We start from the raw sequence: 16,286 nt of genomic DNA, 5'->3' as shown, positions 1-16,286 counted from the left end.
GGTCAGGGGTTGCGGGCCGGGCTGCGCACTTTGCACGCAGCGTCGGACAAAATGGATACACACAGTTCGGCATAGCTCATGCCGACCGCCTTGGCCGCCATGGGCACCAGCGAATGGCCGGTCATGCCCGGCGAGGTATTGGCCTCCAGCAGCCACGGCTGGTTGCCGCGGTCCAGCATGAAGTCGATGCGGCCCCAGCCGGCGCAATCCAGCGCCCGATAGGCGCGCACCGCCAGGTCGGCCACCTGCTCCGCTACCTCGGCGGGCAGGTCGGCCGGGCAGAAGTATTGGGTCTCGTCCGAGAAATACTTGTGCTCGTAGTCATAGTTGCCGCCGGGCGCCACGATCTCGATGACCGGCAGGGCGCGCGCCGAGCCGCCGGTGCCCAGCACGGCGACCGTGAGCTCGCGTCCGGCGATGAACTGCTCGGCCAGCACGGCGGCGTCGAAGCGCGCTGCCTGGGCATAGCCTTCCTTCATGTCCGAGTAACCCGCCACCTTGGTGATGCCCACGGTCGATCCTTCGTGCGGCGGCTTGAGGATCAGCGGCAGGCCCAGCCGGTCCGGCACGGTGCGTAAGTCCGAGGCCTCGTCGAGCAGCTCGAAAGCCGGCGTGGGCAGCCCGTGCTGCAGCCAGACGCGCTTGGTCATGGTCTTGTCCATGGCCAGGCTGGATGCCATGGGGCCGCTGCCGGTATAGGGCAGTTCCAGCAATTCCAGCGCGCCCTGCAAGGTGCCGTCTTCGCCATAGCGGCCATGCAAGGCGATGAACACGCGATCGAAACCCGCAGCGGCCAGCTCGGCCAGGGAACGCTCGCCAGTATCGAACAGGTGCGCATCGACCCCCGCCGACTGCAGCGCCTGGTGCACGCCCTTGCCGGACATCAGCGAGACCTCGCGCTCGGCGGAACGGCCGCCGTACAGGACGCCTACCTTGCCCAGCGCTTGCACGTCGACGGGCGCTTTCACCGGTTGATTCATGCCAGTTCTCCTACTTGGGCGGGCACCTTGCTGATCGACCCGGCCCCCATGACCACCACCACGTCGCCGTCGCGCACGAAATCCAGGATGGCCTGCGGCAGCTCCGCCACGTCCTCGACAAAAACCGGTTCGATCCGGCCGGCTACCCGCAGCGCGCGAGCCAGCGCCCGGCCGTCGGCCGCCACCAGCGGCGGCTCGCCGGCTGAATAGACCTCCGTCAGCAACACCGCGTCCGCGTTGCCGAGCACCCGCACGAAATCTTCGAAGCAATCGCGCGTGCGGGTGTAGCGATGCGGCTGGAACGCCAGCACGATGCGGCGGTCCGGCCAGGCGCCGCGCGCCGCCGCCAGGGTGGCGGCCATTTCGGCGGGATGATGGCCGTAGTCGTCGATGAGCGTGAAGGCGCCGCCGGCGGGCGCGGCAAATTCGCCCACCTGCGTGAAGCGCCGTCCGACGCCCTTGAACGAGGCCAGCGCCTGGCCGATGGCGGCGTCCGGCACGCCCAGCTCGGTGGCCACGGCCACGGCTGCCAGCGCGTTGCGCACGTTGTGCAGCCCGGGCAGGTTCAGTTCCACCGCCAGCGGCGCCAGTTCTGCGGCGCGATCGCGGCGGCGCACCGTGAACCGCATGCGGGTGCCGTCGGCCTGCACGTCCTCGGCGCGCACCTGCGCGTCCGGGCTGAGGCCGTAGGTGGTGATGGGCCGCGACACGAACGGCATGATCTCGCGCACGTTGGCGTCGTCGGCGCACAGCACCGCGCTGCCGTAGAAAGGCAGGCGCTGGGTGAACTCGATGAAGGCGCTCTTGAGCCGCGCCACGTCGTGGCCATAGGTGTCCATGTGGTCGGCGTCGATATTCGTGACGATCGCCATGACGGGCAGCAGATTCAGGAACGAGGCATCCGACTCATCGGCCTCGACCACGATGTATTCGCCCTGCCCCAGCCGCGCGTTGGCGCCGGCCGAATTGAGGCGGCCGCCGATCACGAAAGTGGGATCCAGGTCGCCGGCGGCCAGCAGGCTGGCCACCAGGCTGGTGGTGGTGGTCTTGCCGTGCGTGCCAGCCACCGCGATGCCGCGCTTCAGGCGCATCAGCTCGGCCAGCATGATGGCGCGCGGCACCACGGGGATGCCGGCCGCGCGCGCGGCGATCACCTCGGGGTTGTCGCCTGCGACGGCGGTCGAGGTCACGATAGCGCCCGCGCCGGCCACGTTGCCGGCGGTATGGCCCAGCGCGATGCGCGCGCCGAGGGCGGCCAGGCGCTGCGTCACGGCCGATTCGTGCAGGTCGGAACCGCTGACGGTATAGCCTAGGTTGAGCAACACTTCGGCGATGCCGCTCATGCCCGAGCCGCCAATGCCGACAAAATGAATGTGCTGGATTCTGTGTTTCATGATGAACGCCTCGCTGCCTGTTCGCAGACATCGGCGATATGGGCGGCGGCCTGCGGGCGCGCATGCTGGCGCGCCCGCTCGGCCACGGCCTGGAGTTCCGGGCGGGTGAGCTGGCGCAGCCATGCCGCCAGCCACTCGGGTGTCAGGTCGGCCTGTGGCCGCAGCCATGCGGCCTGGTCGTCGCTGAGGAAGCGCGCGTTGGCGGTCTGGTGGTCGTCGATGGCATGCGGGAAAGGCACGAACAGCGCCGCCACGCCGGCCGCCGCCACTTCGGATACCGTCATGGCGCCGGCGCGGCACACCAGCACATCGGCATCGGCCATGGCGCCCGCCATGTCCTCGATGAAATCGCGGCAATCCGCCTGCACGCCGGCCTGGGCGTAGGCGTCGCGCAGGGCCTGGACATGCTGCGCGCCGGCCTGGTGGACGACCTGCGGACGAGCCTGCGGCTCGACCAGGGCGAGCGCGCGCGGCAGCGCCGCGTTCAGTGCCTGCGCGCCCTGGCTGCCGCCCACCACCAGGATGCGCAGCGGCCCGCTGCGCGCGCCATAGCGCACGGCCGGCCCGGGCAAGGCGCACAGGTCGGCGCGCACGGGATTGCCCAGGGCCTCGCCGCGCGGCAACACACCGGGGAAGCCGCTCAGCACGCGGCGCGCCAGCCGGGCCAGCCAGCGATTGGCCGTGCCGGCCACCGCGTTCTGCTCGTGCACCACCAGCGGCAGGCCGCGCAACGCGGCGACCAGGCCACCCGGGAAGGCCACGTAGCCTCCCATGCCCAGCACCACGTCGGGGCGCACCTGCGACAAACGGCGCCACGCCTGCCCGGCCGCGCGCAGCAGCAGGAACGGCAGCTTCAGCATGGCGGCGACGCCCCGGCCGCGCACGCCCTGGAAGTGCAGCGGCACCAGCTCGATGCCGCGCGGCGGCACCAGGCGGCCCTCCATCTTGTCGGGGTTGCCCAGCCAGAACACTCGCCAGCCGCGCTCGCGCAGCACATCGGCCACCGCCAGGCCGGGCATGATGTGCCCGCCGGTGCCGCCTGCCATGATGAGCACGGTGCGCGCGGTCATGTCCGTCCCCCGCGCATCATGATGCGGTTCTCGATATCGACGCGCAGCAGCATCGCCAGCCCGCACAGGTTCATCACGATGCCCGAGCCGCCGTAGCTCATCAGCGGCAAGGTCAGGCCCTTGGTGGGCAGCAAGCCCAGGCACACGCCCATGTTGATGAAAGCTTGCACGCCGATCCAGATTGCCACGCCGTGCGCGACCAGCCCGGCAAAAGTGCGTTCCATGGCGATGGCCTGGCGGCCGATGTCGAAGCCGCGGTAGATGACCACCGCGAACAACACGATCACCAGCAGCACGCCCACGAAACCCAGCTCTTCGCCCACCACCGCCATCAGGAAGTCGGTATGCGCTTCCGGCAGGTAATGCAGCTTTTCCACGCTGGCGCCGAGCCCCACGCCCAGCCATTCGCCGCGCCCCAGCGCGATGAGCGAATGCGACAACTGGTAGGCGCTGCCGTAGGCATTGGCATCGTTCCAGGGATCCAGGTACGCGAACAGGCGCGCGCGCCGCCACGGCGACAGCCAGATCAGCGCCAGGAAGGTGCCGACCAGCACCGCCAGCAGGCTGCTGAAATACTTGCCGTTGATGCCGCCCAGGAACAGGATCCCGACCGCGATGGCCACGATGACGATAAAAGCACCCAGGTCGGGCTCCAGCAACAGCAGCATGCCCACGCCGCCCAGCGCGCACGCCATGGGCAGGAAGCCGCGCGAGAACGCCTGCATATGCTCCTGCTTGCGCACCGTATAGTCGGCGGCGTACAGCAGCGCACCCAGCTTCATCAGCTCGGACGGCTGGAAATTGAGCGGCCCGAGCGGAATCCAGCGGTGCGCGCCGTTGACCTCGCGGCCCACACCCGGGATCAGGACCAGCACCAGCAACGCCAGCGACGCCATGAAGCACGGCATCGCCAGGCGCTGCCAGACCCGGATCGGAATGGACAACACCACGGCGCCGGCCACCAGCCCGGCGGCGAGGAACAGCCCATGCCGGATCACGAAGTAATAACGGCCGTAGGACGCATAGCGCGGCCCGTCGGCCAGGGCGATCGAGGCCGAATACACCATCAGCAGCCCCAGCAGCAGCAGGGTCGTGGCGGCCAGCACCAGCGGCGGATCGTAATTGCGCATGCGGGTGCGGCCCGGCCGGACGGCATTGACGCTGGCGGTCAGTTCGGCGAACAGGCTCATCACACCTCTCCCCGGTCGCGGGCCAGGTCTTCGACCTCTTCCGCGAACACCGCGCCGCGATGCGGATAGTTGCGGAACATGTCCATGCTGGCGCAGGCCGGTGACAGCAGGACGGCGTCGCCGGCCTGCGCCAGCTCGGCCGCGCGCCGCACCGCCGCGCGCATGTCCTGGGCCGCCACGCAGGGCACACCGGTATTGGCCAGCACGCGGCCGATCTCGGGGCCGTCGGTGCCGATCAGGACCACGGCGCGCGCATGCTGGGCCACCACCGGCGCCAGCGGCGAGAAATCCTGCCCCTTGCCCAGGCCGCCGGCGATCAGCACCACCGACTGGCCCAGCCCTTCCAGGGCGGCCACCGTGGCGCCGACATTGGTGCCCTTGCTGTCGTTGATGTAGTCGACCCCGCCGACGCTGCGCACGAATGCGGCGCGATGCGGCTCGCCGGCGTAGTCGCGCAGCGCGCGCAGCATCGGCCCCCAGCCAATGTCGAGCACGCGCGCCAGCTGCAGCGCGGCCAGCGCGTTCAGGCCGTTGTGCTGGCCGCGGATGCGCATGGCGTCCAGCGGCATCAGCCGGCTGATGCGGCCGGCCGCGCGGCGCGGCGGCGGCGCGCCTTTCTTGCGCCGCACCGGCGGCGCCGGCTCGTCGAAATCATTGGGCTCGCAGGCCACCAGCCAGGCCACGCCCTGGCCCAGTTCCAGGCCCATGTCGCCCACCAGCGCCGGCATGTCGCGGCCGAAGCTGCGCACGTCCATGCCGTCGAGCGCCTCGACCATGCCGGCCACGCGCGCGTCGTCGCGGTTGACGATCGCCACGCGAGCAAGCTTCAGCAGGCGAGCCTTGGCGTTGGCGTAGGCCTGCATGTCGCCGTGCCAGTCCAGGTGGTCCTGGGTCACATTGAGCACCGTGGCGGCATCAGGCGCCAGGGTATGCGTGGTCTCGAGCTGGAAACTGGACAGCTCCAGCACCCACACCTGCGGCAGATCATCGGCATCGAGCGCGTCGATCAGGGCCGTCAGCGCCGCCGGGCCGATATTGCCCGCCGCGCGCACGCTCAGCCCGCCCGCCAGCACCAGCTGGCGCGTCAGGGCCGTGACAGTGGTCTTGCCGTTGGTGCCGGTGACCGCCAGCACGCGCGGACGATAGTCGCGCGTCTCGGCCAGGCCGGCCAGCGCCCGCGCGAACAATTCGATTTCGCCCACGACCTCGATGCCGCGCTCGGCGGCCAGGTCCAGCAAGGCGCGGGCCGGCGCCTGGCCCGGCGCCAGGCCGGGGCTGAGCACCAGTTGCGACACGCCGTCGAGCAGGGCTGGATCGAACGCCTCGCCGCAGCCCAGGCGGTACTCCACCTGCGCATCCGGCAGCGCGTCGCGCAGCGCCTGCAGCCCGCCCGGCTCCGCGCGCGTGTCGGCCACCCGCAGGCTGGCGCCCTGGCGGGCGCTCCAGCGCGCGGCGGCGACACCCGTCTCGCCCAATCCGAGGATCAGGACGAGCGGCGCATCGGCACGGGAGGTTTCGGGACTGTTCATCGCAACTTCAATGTGGAAAGACCTACCAGCACCAGCATCATGCTGATGATCCAGAAACGCACGACGACCTGGGTTTCCTTCCAGCCGCCCACCTCGAAGTGGTGGTGCAGCGGCGCCATGCGGAAAATCCGTCGCCCCTGCCCGTACTTGCGCTTGGTGTACTTGAACCAGGTCACCTGCATCATCACCGACAGCGTCTCGACCACGAACACGCCGCCCATGATGAACAGGACGATTTCTTGCCGCACGATCACGGCGATGGTGCCCAGCGCGCCGCCCAGCGCCAGGGCGCCCACGTCGCCCATGAACACCTGGGCGGGATAAGCGTTGAACCACAGGAACGCCAGGCCCGCGCCGGCGATGGCCGCGCACAGCACCATCAGCTCGGCCGCGCCGGGAATGTAGGGAAACAGCAGGTACTTGGAATAGTCGACCCGGCCCACCACATAGGCGAAGATGCCCAGCGCGCTGCCGACCATGACGGTGGGCATGATGGCCAGGCCATCCAGGCCGTCGGTCAGGTTGACCGCGTTGCTGGTGCCGACGATGACCGCCCAGGTCAGCGCCACGAAGCCCAGCACGCCGAGGGGGTAGCTGACCGACTTGAAGAACGGCACGATCAGGTCGGCGCGGGTGGGCAGCGGCATGGCGAAGCCGCTGCTGACCCAGGCCTTGAACAGCGGCCACAGCTCGGTATTGGCCGGCGCCGACACGGCGAACGCCAGGTATACCGCCGCCACCAGGCCGATCGTGGCCTGCCAGAAAAATTTCTGGCGCGCCGGCATGCCTTCGGGATCGCGATAGACCACCTTGCGGTAGTCATCCATCCAGCCGATCCAGCCGAAGCCGAAGGTGACCATCAGCACCACCCACACGAAGCGGTTGGTCCAGTCGGCCCACAGCAGCGTGCTGATCGCGATGGCGATCAGGATCAGCGCGCCGCCCATGGTCGGCGTGCCGGTCTTGACCAGGTGCGATTCGGGGCCATAGGCGCGCACCGCCTGGCCGATCTTCATTTCGGTCAGCTTGCGGATCACGCGCGGGCCCGCCACCAGGCCGATCAGCAGGGCCGTCGCGCAGGCCAGCACGGCGCGCATGGTGATGTATTCCAGCACGCCGATCGCGCGCACATCGTCGGACAGCCAGCGGGCGATTTCAAGCAGCATGCGGATCCCCCTGGCGCCCGGCCGTGGTGTTGTTATTGTTGGTCGAAAGCGCCGTCACTACCCGCTCCATGCGCATAAAGCGCGAACCCTTCACCAATATGCTGGCCGGCCGCGCGTTGCGCAGCGCCGCCACGACCTCGTCGACCGACCCGCACGCCAGCGCTTCCTGGCCGAACGCGGCCGCGCTGTCGCGGCTGGCTTCGCCCAGGGTGTACAGGGCGTCGATACCGTGCTGGCGCGCGTATTCGCCCACTTCACGGTGCATCGCCGGCCCGTTGTCCCCCACTTCGCCCATGTCGCCCAGCACCAGCGCGCGCGGAGCCGGCAACTGCGCCAGCACATCGACCGCCGCGCGCACCGAATCCGGATTGGCGTTGTAGGTGTCGTCGATCAGGATCGTGCCGTCGGCCAGCGCCTTGCGCTGCATCCGGCCCGCCACCGCGCTGAAAGCCGCCAGCGCGCGCACCGCGCTGTCCAGCGGCGCGCCGGCGGCCAGGGTGGCGGCAATGGCGGCCAGGGCGTTGCGCAGGTTGTGCACGCCGGGCACCGGCAGCACCAGGTCGGCGCTGCCCGCCGGCGTCACCACCCGGCAGCGCGTCTCCTGCGGCGTGGCCCGGACATGCTCGGCATAGACATCCAGGCCGGGCTGCAAGCCGAAGCGCAGCACGCGCCGCGCGCCCGCCTGGGCCTCCCACACACCGCAATGCGGATCGTCGCCGGGGAACACGGCCACGCCGTCGTCCGGCAAGGCCTCGATGCAGGCGCCGTTCTCCTGCGCCACGGCCTCGACGGAATGCATGAACTCCTGATGCTCGCGCTGCGCATTGGTGATCAACGCGACGGACGCGGCGGCCGCGGCGGCCAGCAGCGCAATCTCGCCCGGATGGTTCATGCCCAGCTCGAACACGGCGGCGCGGTGCTGCGGGCGCAGCCGCAGCAGCGTCAGCGGCACGCCGATATCGTTGTTGAAATTGCCGGCCGTGGCCAGCCGCCCGGCCTCGCCTTGCCAATCGGCCAGGACGGCGGCGACCATTTCCTTGGTGGTGGTCTTGCCGTTGCTGCCCGCCACGGCGATGACCGGCAGCGCGAAGCGCGCGCGCCACGCCGCGCCAATGCGCATCAGGGCCTGGCGGGTATCGCCCAGCACCAGCTGGGGCGGCGCCACGCCGTCCACCCGATGCGCGACCACGGCCGCGCAGGCGCCCGCAGCCTCGGCCTGGGCCAGGTAATGATGGCCGTCGAACTGTTCGCCGGCCAGTGCCAGGAAAATCTCGTTGGCGCCGATCCGCCGCGTGTCGGTCGACAGGCCGCCGGCGTGCGGCAGCAGCAAGGCCAGCCGCGCCCATTCGCGGTCGTCGAACGGCAGCTTGACGCCGCGGATCTCCTGGTAGGTTTCGTGGCCCTTGCCGGCCAGCAGCACCACGTCGTCCGGATCGGCGGCCCAGACGGTCTGCATGATCGCGCGGGCGCGGTCCGGCTCGACGACATGGCGGGTGCCGCGCGGAATGCCCGGCAGGATCTGCGCAATGATCGCGGCCGGATCCTCGCCGCGCGGGTTGTCGCTGGACACCGTCACCTTGTCGGCCAGCTCCGCCGCGATGCGCCCCATCTCGGGCCGCTTGCCGGGATCGCGCTCGCCGCCGCAGCCGAACAGGCATGCCAGCCTGCCGCCGCGCGCGTCGGCCACCGGCCGCAACGCCACCAGGGCGCGCGCCAGGGAATCCGGCGTATGCGAGTAATCCACGACCACCAGCGGCCCGCGGCCGCCGGCGCTCAGCGTGCGCGTCGGCAGCGGCGCCACCATCTGCAGGCGGCCATCGACCGGTTCGGTGGACGCCAGCGCGCGGGCGATCTGCCCCAGCGGCCACCCCAGCTTGTACAGCACGCCGGCGACCAGCAACAGGTTCGAGACGTTGTGGCGGCCCAGCAGCGAGGTGACGATCTGCGCCTCGCCGTCGGGGGTGGCCAGCGTGAATACTTGTCCATGGGCCGTCGCCTGCAGGTCGCGGGCCTGGAAGGCGGCCGGGCTGTCCTGCTGCGTATAGCCGACCGCCAGCTCGCGCGGCAGCGCGCGCAGCAGGCGCTCGCCGGCGGCATCGTCGGCATTGACCACGGCCGCTTCCAGGCCGGGCCACTGGAACAGCAGGGCCTTGGCCTGCTCATAGCGTTCCATCGAGCCGTGGTAATCCAGATGATCGCGCGTCAGGTTGGTGAAACCCGCCACGGCGATGCGCACGCCATCCAGGCGCCCCTGCTCCAGGCCGATGGACGAAGCCTCCAGCGCGACGGCCTGGGCGCCCTCGGCCAGCATGTACGCCAGCAGGCGATGCACGGTCAGCACGTCGGGGGTCGTCAGGTCGCCGCCCAGCGAACGGCCGTCGGGCAGCAGCGCGCCCAGCGTGCCGATGCTGCCGCACGGCTTGTCGGCGCGGCTCAGCGCCTGCGCCACCCACTGGACGCAGGATGTCTTGCCATTGGTGCCGGTCACCGCAACCACGCTCAGGGCCGCCGAAGGATGCCCGTACCAGTCATCGGCCAGTTCGCCCAGCAGGCTGCGCAGGCCGGCGACCTCGCGCACCCGGGAATCGCCCGCCGCGTCGGCCGGTGCCGGGGCCTGGCACAACACGGCCGCGGCGCCCCGCGCGAACGCCTGGCTTATATAGTGGCGCCCGTCGGCGGAGCCGCCCTCGCAGGCCACGAATACATCGCCCGCCGCCACGTCGCGCGAATCCAGCCGCAGGTCGGCGCCGGCCGGCACGCGCGCGCGCAACCAGGCCAGCGCATCGACAGCTTCAAGGGACAAGGTGGTGCGCGCGCTCATCGCGACTGCTCCTGCACGCCCGCCACGATGGTCGACTCGAACGGCGCGTCGGGCTGCACGCTCATCATGCGCAGGCTGCCGCCGACGATGGTCGAAAACACCGGGGCGGCGATCGCGCCGCCGTAGTAGCCGCCCGCCTTGGGATCGTCGATGGACACCGCCACCACGATGCGCGGGTCCGACACCGGCGCGAAGCCGACGAACGAGCTGCGGTAGCGCTTGCTGTACTTGCCATCGATGATCTTGCGCGCGGTGCCGCTCTTGCCAGCCACCCGGTAGCCCTGCACTTGCGCCGCCTTGGCGCCGTCGGGCCCGGCGGCGGCTTCGAGCATGGCGCGCACCATCCGCGCGGTTTGCGGGCTGTATACCTTGACGCTGGTCGGATCGCTGTCGCGCTTGACCAGCGTGGGGGACACCATGGCGCCGTCGCGGGCAAACACCGTGTAGGCGCGAGCCATTTGCAAAAGCGACACGGACAGGCCGTAGCCGTAGGCCATGGTCGCCTTTTCGATCAGGCGCCAGCGGTCCCACGGACGCAGCCGGCCAGGCGCCGCGCCAGGAAATCCGAGCTCCGGGGCGCGCCCCAGGCCCAGCTCGGTGAAGCGTTCCCACATCTCGCGCGACTCGAGTTTTTCCGAGATCAGCGTCATGCCGATATTGCTCGAGCGGCGCAGCACACCGGCCACGTTTATCGTGCCATTGCGGCTGACGTCGTGGATGGTATTGCCCTGGTAGCGGAAACTGCCGTTGCCGGTCTCGAACTGCGTGTTGATGTTGATGCGGCCCAGGTCCAGGGCCAGCGCGGCAGTGAACGGCTTCATGATCGAGCCAGGCTCGAAAGTGTCCGTGATCGCCCGGTTGCGCAGGTTCGGCGCGTGGAAAGTCTCGCGGCGGTTCGGATCGAAAGTCGGCAGGCTGGTCATGGCCAGGATCTCGCCGGTGCGCACATCCATGATGATGGCGCTGGCGGCGGCGGCCTGGTGCCGCTCCATGGCGTCGTTCAGTTCGCGGTAGACCAGGTATTGCAGGCGCGCGTCGATCGACAGGTGCAGGTCGCGGCCATTGACCGGCAGCGTCACCGCCTGCACATCCTCGATCACGCGGCCCAGGCGGTCCTTGATGACGCGGCGACTGCCCGGACGACCGGACAGCAGGTCGTCGAAGGCCAGTTCGATGCCTTCCTGGCCCTTGTCCTCGACATTGGTGAATCCGACCAGGTGGGCGGTGACCTCGCCGTCCGGATAGTAGCGGCGGGTTTCAGGCTGCTGGTGGATGCCGGGCACGTCGAGCTTCTTGATCTGGTCGGCCAGCTCCATCGGCACCTGGCGCTTCAGGTAGACGAAATTGCGGTCTTCATCGGCCAGGCGGCCGCGCAGGTCCGCCACCGAGGTGTCGAGCAGCTTGGCCAGCTCGGTCAATTGCGCGGCCGTGGCCGGCTTGACGTCCTCGGGGATGGCCCAGATGGCGCGCGCCGGCACGCTGGAAGCCAGCACCACGCCATTGCGGTCGAGGATCTTGCCGCGCGTGGCCGCCAGCGTCAGCGTGCGCTCGTAGCGGCGCTCGCCTTGCTGCTGCAGGAACTCGGTGGACAAGCCCTGCAGGTACAGGGCGCGGCCGGCCAGCACCACGAAGCTGCCCAGCAGCATGATCAGCACCAGGCGGGCGCGCCAGGTCGGCAACTGTCCGCGCAGCACCGGATTGTCGAAGAACGGCACGCGCTTCATTGCGCGCCTCCGGCGCCTGGAATGGGCGGCTGGTTCAGGTAAAGGGTGCGGTCGGGCACGATGGGGATCATTTTCAGATCCTCCCGCGCCGCCCGGTCGATGCGGGCATTGCGTGCCAGTTCGGCGCGCTCGAGCTGCAGGCGTCGCCAGTCGGTATCCAGCGAGCGGGCCTGGGCGTTGCTACGGTCCAGTTCAATGAACAACTGGCGCGAGTGATAGCGGCTGGTGACCAGCGAGATGGCCGACAGCATCAGCAAGACCGCCAGGAGCAGGCCGGTGCGTCCCATCAGTGCGGCCTCCGCTTCGCGGCGCGCCGGCCGGTGCCGCCCTCGCCGGGCACGTGGACATCCGGCACGAAGGCCGCGGCGCCCTCGGCGCCGAACGGCGTGGCGGTGCGCTCGGCAACGCGCAGCACCGCCGAACGGGCGCGCGCATTGGCGGCGGTTTCCGCTTCGTCGGCCAGCACCCGGCCGAGCGAGCGCACCAGGGGCTGCGGCAATTCGCTTTCGCGCAGGGGCAGGCGCGCATGGGCGGCCGCCGGCCTGGCCGCCGCCGCAATGCACTGCTTGACCATGCGGTCCTCAAGCGAATGAAAGCTGATCACCGCCAACCTCCCCCCCGGGGCGAGCAGCTCTAGAGCTGCCGCGAGGGCGCGCGCGAGCTCTTCGAGTTCCCGATTGATGTAAATCCGTAAAGCTTGAAAGGTGCGTGTGGCCGGATGCTGCCCCTTTTCGCGCGTGCGGACGGCGCTGGCGACGCACTCGGCAAGCTCGAGCGTGGTGCGCAGCGGCCGTGTTGCGCGGCGAGCAGCAATCGCCTTTGCAACCTGAAAAGCAAACCGTTCTTCGCCATAATCCGCTATGACCTCCCGCATTTCATCCACGCTGGCTTGCGCCAGCCAATCCGCTACCGTGGGGCCGCGGGTCGTATCCATCCGCATGTCGAGCGGGCCTTCGCGCATGAACGAAAAACCCCGCCCGGCATCATCCAACTGGGGCGACGAAACGCCCAGATCCAGCATCACCCCATCGACGGCCTCGATGCCGCGCGCCGCCAATGCTTCCTGCATGGCGCCGAAGCCGCCATGTACTACCGTCACCCGCGCATCGTCCGCGGCCAGTTCCGTGGCCACGGCTATTGCCTGGGGATCCTTGTCGAACACCACCAGCCTGGCCTGCCCGCCCAGGCGGCGCAGCAGTTCCCGGCTGTGGCCGCCGCGCCCGAAGGTGCCATCGACGAACACCCCGCGCTGGGCCCGTTCGCCGGCCTGCGCGTCGTCCTGCCGGCCCGACCGTGCCGCGCCCTTGCCGCCGAAACCGGCCAGCAGCAACGCATCCACCGTCGGCTCCAGCAACACGGGCCGATGTTCGAATTCCATACGCGGTTTCAGAACGAAAACTGGTTCAACACGTCCGGCATCCCCTGAGCCAGGTCTTCCGCCTCGCGGCGGGCCAGGGAAGCGGCATCCCAGAGCTCGAAGTGCGCGCCCATACCGAGCAGCATCACGTCGCGCGTCATACCGGAAGCGTTGCGCAGTTCGGGCGCGATCAGCACGCGACCAGAGCCGTCGAGCTCGACGTCCTGGGCGTTGCCCAGCAGCAGCCGCTGGAGCGCACGCGCGGACATCGGGAACGCGGCGATCTGCTCGCGCTTCTTTTCCCACTCTTGCCGCGGATACACCAGCAGACAGCCGTCAGGGTGGCGGGTCAGGGTCAGCCGGCCTTCGGCCTGCGCGACGAGCGCGTCACGATACCGGGTCGGAATCGAGATCCGTCCCTTGGCATCGAGCGTCAGCGCGCTGCTTCCCTGGAACACCACAGTTACCCCACTTAATTGCACAAATTCCTACTTTTTCCCACTCTACGGTAATGGACAAACCCGGTCAAGCGCGTGGTTGCAATTTTTTCAATCACAACAAGGACTTAGGACACTTTCAAGAATTTCAAAAACAAAAACCCCCTGATAAATCAGGGGGTTGCAGTAACAATTAAAAGTCCTTCTTCAGAAATGGCCCGGATCGGGCGTGCTTTCATTGTTTTACGTTCGGCCCCGCACGCGCGGGGCCGGCCTGACGGCCCGGATTCAGCGGCAAGACAGGTCTATAGGCCGGATTCTGTACGCCGGGTCGCCCCGGCGGGCAATCATTCCTCTGCGCGGGCCATTGCTGGACCGCTGTAGCCACCTACCCGCATGCTTGGACGAGCCGCCCTCCGGGCCCGTGGGCCCGCGCATGCCTATTTGGTGTTGCTCCGGATAGAGGTTGCCGCGTTTCACCCTGCGATGCCGCCGCCCTTGACGGACGGCGCGGCACGGAGATGGCCGTGCCGGTGCGCGCCAGGCGCGCCCGCCCCGCAGACTCGTCTCTGTGGCCCTGTTCCTCGCCCGCACCGCCGGGCAAAGCCCCGCGGCGCGGCCGGACGGCCGTTAGCCGCTATCCTGCCCTGTGGAGTCCGGACCTTCCTCGACGGATTCGCATCCGCCGCGATTGCCCGACCTGTCTTGCCTGCCCATTTTAGTACAGCCGGCGGCCGGCACGCTTCCTGCGACAATACGGGCTGCTCCGCATCCGGCAATCCCGTCTCATGGCTTTGGCAACTCTCATTACCCTCACTGGCGTGCAACTGGCCTACGGCCACCATGCCCTGCTCGACCACGCCGACTTCACCATCCAGGCCGGCGAACGGATCGGCCTGATCGGCCGCAACGGCGCCGGCAAGTCGTCGCTGCTGCGCCTGCTCGATGGCCGCGCCCAGCCGGACGACGGCGAGGTCGCGCGCGCCTCGGGCCTGCGCGTGGCCACTGTCGAGCAGGAACCGGTCCTGGACGACCAGGCCACTGTCTTCGATGTCGTGCACGCCATCGGCGACGACCACGAAGACTGGCAGCGCCCGGCGCGCGTGCGGGCCGCGCTCGAGCGCCTCGGCCTGCCGGCCGACGCGCCGCTGGCGGGCCTGTCCGGTGGCACCCGCAAGCGCGTGGCGCTGGCGCGCGCCCTGGTCGACGAGCCCGACCTGCTGCTGCTGGACGAACCCACCAACCACCTGGATTTCGACGGCATCGCCTGGCTCGAAGAACTGCTGCGCAACTGGAAAGGCGCCGCGGTCATCATCACCCACGACCGCCGCTTTCTCGACGCGGTGGCCACCCGCATCGTCGAACTCGACCGTGGCCGACTGCTCAGCTTTCCCGGCAATTTCTCGCAATGGCAAGAGCGCAAGGCCCAGTGGCTGGAATCCGAGCGGCTCGAGCAGGAACGCTTCGACAAGCTGCTGGCCCAGGAAGAAGTCTGGATCCGCAAAGGCATCGAGGCGCGCCGCACCCGCAACGAAGGCCGGGTCCGGCGGCTCGAGCGCCTGCGAGTGGAGCGCGCCGAACGCCGCGAGCGCATGGGCAATGTCAGCCTGGCGCTGGCCGAGGGGCAGCGCTCGGGCAAGCTCGTGGCGGAACTCAAGCATGTCGACAAGGCGTTCGGCGACAAGGTCGTGGTGCGTGACTACGGCACCACCATCCTGCGCGGCGACCGTATCGGCATCGTCGGGCCGAACGGCGCGGGCAAGACCACGCTGCTCAAGCTCATCCTCGGCGAACTGGCGCCCGACAGCGGATCGACCCGCCTGGGCACCAATGTCGCGGTCGCTTATTTCGACCAGATGCGCGCCCAGCTCGACGAGGACGCCACGCTTGCCGATGTCATCAGCCCTGGCAGCGAATGGGTAGAGATCGGCGGCGCGCGCAAGCACGTCATGAGCTACCTGGGCGACTTCCTGTTCTCGCCGGCGCGCGCCGGCTCGCCAGTGCGCAGCCTGTCGGGCGGAGAGCGCGCGCGGCTGCTGCTGGCCCGCCTGTTCGCCCGGCCGGCCAACGTGCTGGTGCTCGACGAGCCGACCAACGACCTCGACATCGAAACGCTCGAGCTGCTCGAAGAACTGCTGCAGGAATACACCGGCACCGTGCTGCTGGTCAGCCATGACCGCGCGTTCCTGAACAACGTCGTCACCCAGACCATCGCCAGCGAAGGCGACGGGCGCTGGCGCGACTATGTCGGCGGCTACGATGAATGGGTTGCCCAGCGCCCCGCGCCGGTGCAGCCGGCCAGGCCGGCGCGGCCGGCCGAGGCAGCGCCCGAAGCCCCCACGGCCGCGCCGCGCGCGCGCCCGGCGCGGCCGGCCCGGCTCAGCGCCTGGGAACTGCGCGAACTGGAAGCGCTGCCGGAGGCAATCGCCGACATCGAAGCGCGTCAGGAAGCCCTGTCGGCGCGGCTGGCCGACGGCAGCCTGTATCGCGACGCGCCGGACGAAGTCGAGCGCATCAATGCCGAACTGGCGGCGCTGGAAACCGAACTGGAAGACAAGTTCGCGCGCTGGGAACTGCTGGAAAGCCGCCGCGCCAATACCTGAGCGCCGCGGCGCGGG

General features: G+C 69.5%; 12 protein-coding genes and 1 other RNA gene. 1 reads left to right on the top strand and 12 read right to left on the bottom strand.

The genetic code is table 11. The annotated features are described in order from the left end of the window. Positions 1-2 precede the first annotated feature (2 nt). From ACKTT0_RS12490 to rnpB, 12 genes are all read right to left on the bottom strand, one after another. Entirely contained in the window at positions 3-980 is a 978-nt protein-coding gene (locus tag ACKTT0_RS12490) for a D-alanine--D-alanine ligase (RefSeq protein WP_407850198.1), read from the bottom strand. Beyond that, on the bottom strand, positions 977-2,374 hold the full coding sequence (murC, locus tag ACKTT0_RS12485) for a UDP-N-acetylmuramate--L-alanine ligase (protein ID WP_407850197.1): 1,398 nt from the start codon (positions 2,372-2,374) through the stop codon (positions 977-979). The genes ACKTT0_RS12490 and murC overlap by 4 nt, the downstream gene beginning before the upstream one ends. Further along, a complete protein-coding gene (murG, locus tag ACKTT0_RS12480) occupies positions 2,371-3,444 on the bottom strand; it encodes an undecaprenyldiphospho-muramoylpentapeptide beta-N-acetylglucosaminyltransferase (protein ID WP_407850196.1) in 1,074 nt (357 codons plus the stop codon). Before murG ends, murC begins: the two co-directional genes overlap by 4 nt. Beyond that, a complete protein-coding gene (gene ftsW / locus ACKTT0_RS12475; RefSeq protein WP_407850195.1) occupies positions 3,441-4,634 on the bottom strand; it encodes a putative lipid II flippase FtsW in 1,194 nt (397 codons plus the stop codon). Before ftsW ends, murG begins: the two co-directional genes overlap by 4 nt. Beyond that, on the bottom strand, positions 4,634-6,163 hold the full coding sequence (murD, locus tag ACKTT0_RS12470) for a UDP-N-acetylmuramoyl-L-alanine--D-glutamate ligase (RefSeq protein ID WP_407850194.1): 1,530 nt from the start codon (positions 6,161-6,163) through the stop codon (positions 4,634-4,636). Before murD ends, ftsW begins: the two co-directional genes overlap by 1 nt. Continuing rightward, positions 6,160-7,329, bottom strand: coding sequence for a phospho-N-acetylmuramoyl-pentapeptide-transferase (mraY, locus tag ACKTT0_RS12465; RefSeq protein ID WP_028356844.1), 1,170 nt, complete (start codon positions 7,327-7,329; stop codon positions 6,160-6,162). Before mraY ends, murD begins: the two co-directional genes overlap by 4 nt. Further along, positions 7,319-10,150: a bifunctional UDP-N-acetylmuramoyl-L-alanyl-D-glutamate--2,6-diaminopimelate ligase MurE/UDP-N-acetylmuramoyl-tripeptide--D-alanyl-D-alanine ligase MurF gene (gene murF / locus ACKTT0_RS12460; RefSeq protein ID WP_407850193.1), complete on the bottom strand. Its 2,832-nt coding sequence runs from the start codon at positions 10,148-10,150 to the stop codon at positions 7,319-7,321. The genes mraY and murF overlap by 11 nt, the downstream gene beginning before the upstream one ends. Further along, complete coding sequence (locus ACKTT0_RS12455; protein ID WP_407850192.1) at positions 10,147-11,874, bottom strand: peptidoglycan D,D-transpeptidase FtsI family protein; 1,728 nt, start codon at positions 11,872-11,874, stop codon at positions 10,147-10,149. The genes murF and ACKTT0_RS12455 overlap by 4 nt, the downstream gene beginning before the upstream one ends. Continuing rightward, positions 11,871-12,161 (bottom strand): cell division protein FtsL, encoded by a 291-nt coding sequence (gene ftsL, locus ACKTT0_RS12450; protein WP_407850191.1) that lies wholly within the window; start codon positions 12,159-12,161, stop codon positions 11,871-11,873. Before ftsL ends, ACKTT0_RS12455 begins: the two co-directional genes overlap by 4 nt. Beyond that, complete coding sequence (rsmH, locus tag ACKTT0_RS12445) at positions 12,161-13,252, bottom strand: 16S rRNA (cytosine(1402)-N(4))-methyltransferase RsmH (protein WP_407850190.1); 1,092 nt, start codon at positions 13,250-13,252, stop codon at positions 12,161-12,163. The genes ftsL and rsmH overlap by 1 nt, the downstream gene beginning before the upstream one ends. Before the next feature lie 8 nt (positions 13,253-13,260). Further along, a complete protein-coding gene (mraZ, locus tag ACKTT0_RS12440) occupies positions 13,261-13,689 on the bottom strand; it encodes a division/cell wall cluster transcriptional repressor MraZ (RefSeq protein WP_028356849.1) in 429 nt (142 codons plus the stop codon). Between the two features lie 271 nt (positions 13,690-13,960). Next, positions 13,961-14,375, bottom strand: an RNA gene (gene rnpB, locus ACKTT0_RS12435) — RNase P RNA component class A. An 81-nt stretch (positions 14,376-14,456) separates the two neighbouring features. Between rnpB and ACKTT0_RS12430 the strand changes: the two genes are divergently transcribed. After that, positions 14,457-16,271: an ATP-binding cassette domain-containing protein gene (locus ACKTT0_RS12430; RefSeq protein WP_407850189.1), complete on the top strand. Its 1,815-nt coding sequence runs from the start codon at positions 14,457-14,459 to the stop codon at positions 16,269-16,271. Positions 16,272-16,286: the final 15 nt, after the last annotated feature.

The organism is Bordetella saccharivorans, assembly GCF_045862855.1.
Taxonomy (GTDB): domain Bacteria; phylum Pseudomonadota; class Gammaproteobacteria; order Burkholderiales; family Burkholderiaceae_B; genus Bordetella_A; species Bordetella_A petrii_F.
This window is presented reverse-complemented; position numbering and strand designations above follow the sequence as displayed.

Coding starts and splice junctions, on each gene's coding strand:
- ACKTT0_RS12490 (WP_407850198.1), bottom strand. CDS start 980: ATGAATCAACCGGTGAAAGCGCCCGTCGACGTGCAAGCGCTGGGCAAG.
- murC (WP_407850197.1), bottom strand. CDS start 2,374: ATGAAACACAGAATCCAGCACATTCATTTTGTCGGCATTGGCGGCTCG.
- murG (WP_407850196.1), bottom strand. CDS start 3,444: ATGACCGCGCGCACCGTGCTCATCATGGCAGGCGGCACCGGCGGGCAC.
- ftsW (WP_407850195.1), bottom strand. CDS start 4,634: ATGAGCCTGTTCGCCGAACTGACCGCCAGCGTCAATGCCGTCCGGCCG.
- murD (WP_407850194.1), bottom strand. CDS start 6,163: ATGAACAGTCCCGAAACCTCCCGTGCCGATGCGCCGCTCGTCCTGATC.
- mraY (WP_028356844.1), bottom strand. CDS start 7,329: ATGCTGCTTGAAATCGCCCGCTGGCTGTCCGACGATGTGCGCGCGATC.
- murF (WP_407850193.1), bottom strand. CDS start 10,150: ATGAGCGCGCGCACCACCTTGTCCCTTGAAGCTGTCGATGCGCTGGCC.
- ACKTT0_RS12455 (WP_407850192.1), bottom strand. CDS start 11,874: ATGAAGCGCGTGCCGTTCTTCGACAATCCGGTGCTGCGCGGACAGTTG.
- ftsL (WP_407850191.1), bottom strand. CDS start 12,161: ATGGGACGCACCGGCCTGCTCCTGGCGGTCTTGCTGATGCTGTCGGCC.
- rsmH (WP_407850190.1), bottom strand. CDS start 13,252: ATGGAATTCGAACATCGGCCCGTGTTGCTGGAGCCGACGGTGGATGCG.
- ACKTT0_RS12430 (WP_407850189.1), top strand. CDS start 14,457: ATGGCTTTGGCAACTCTCATTACCCTCACTGGCGTGCAACTGGCCTAC.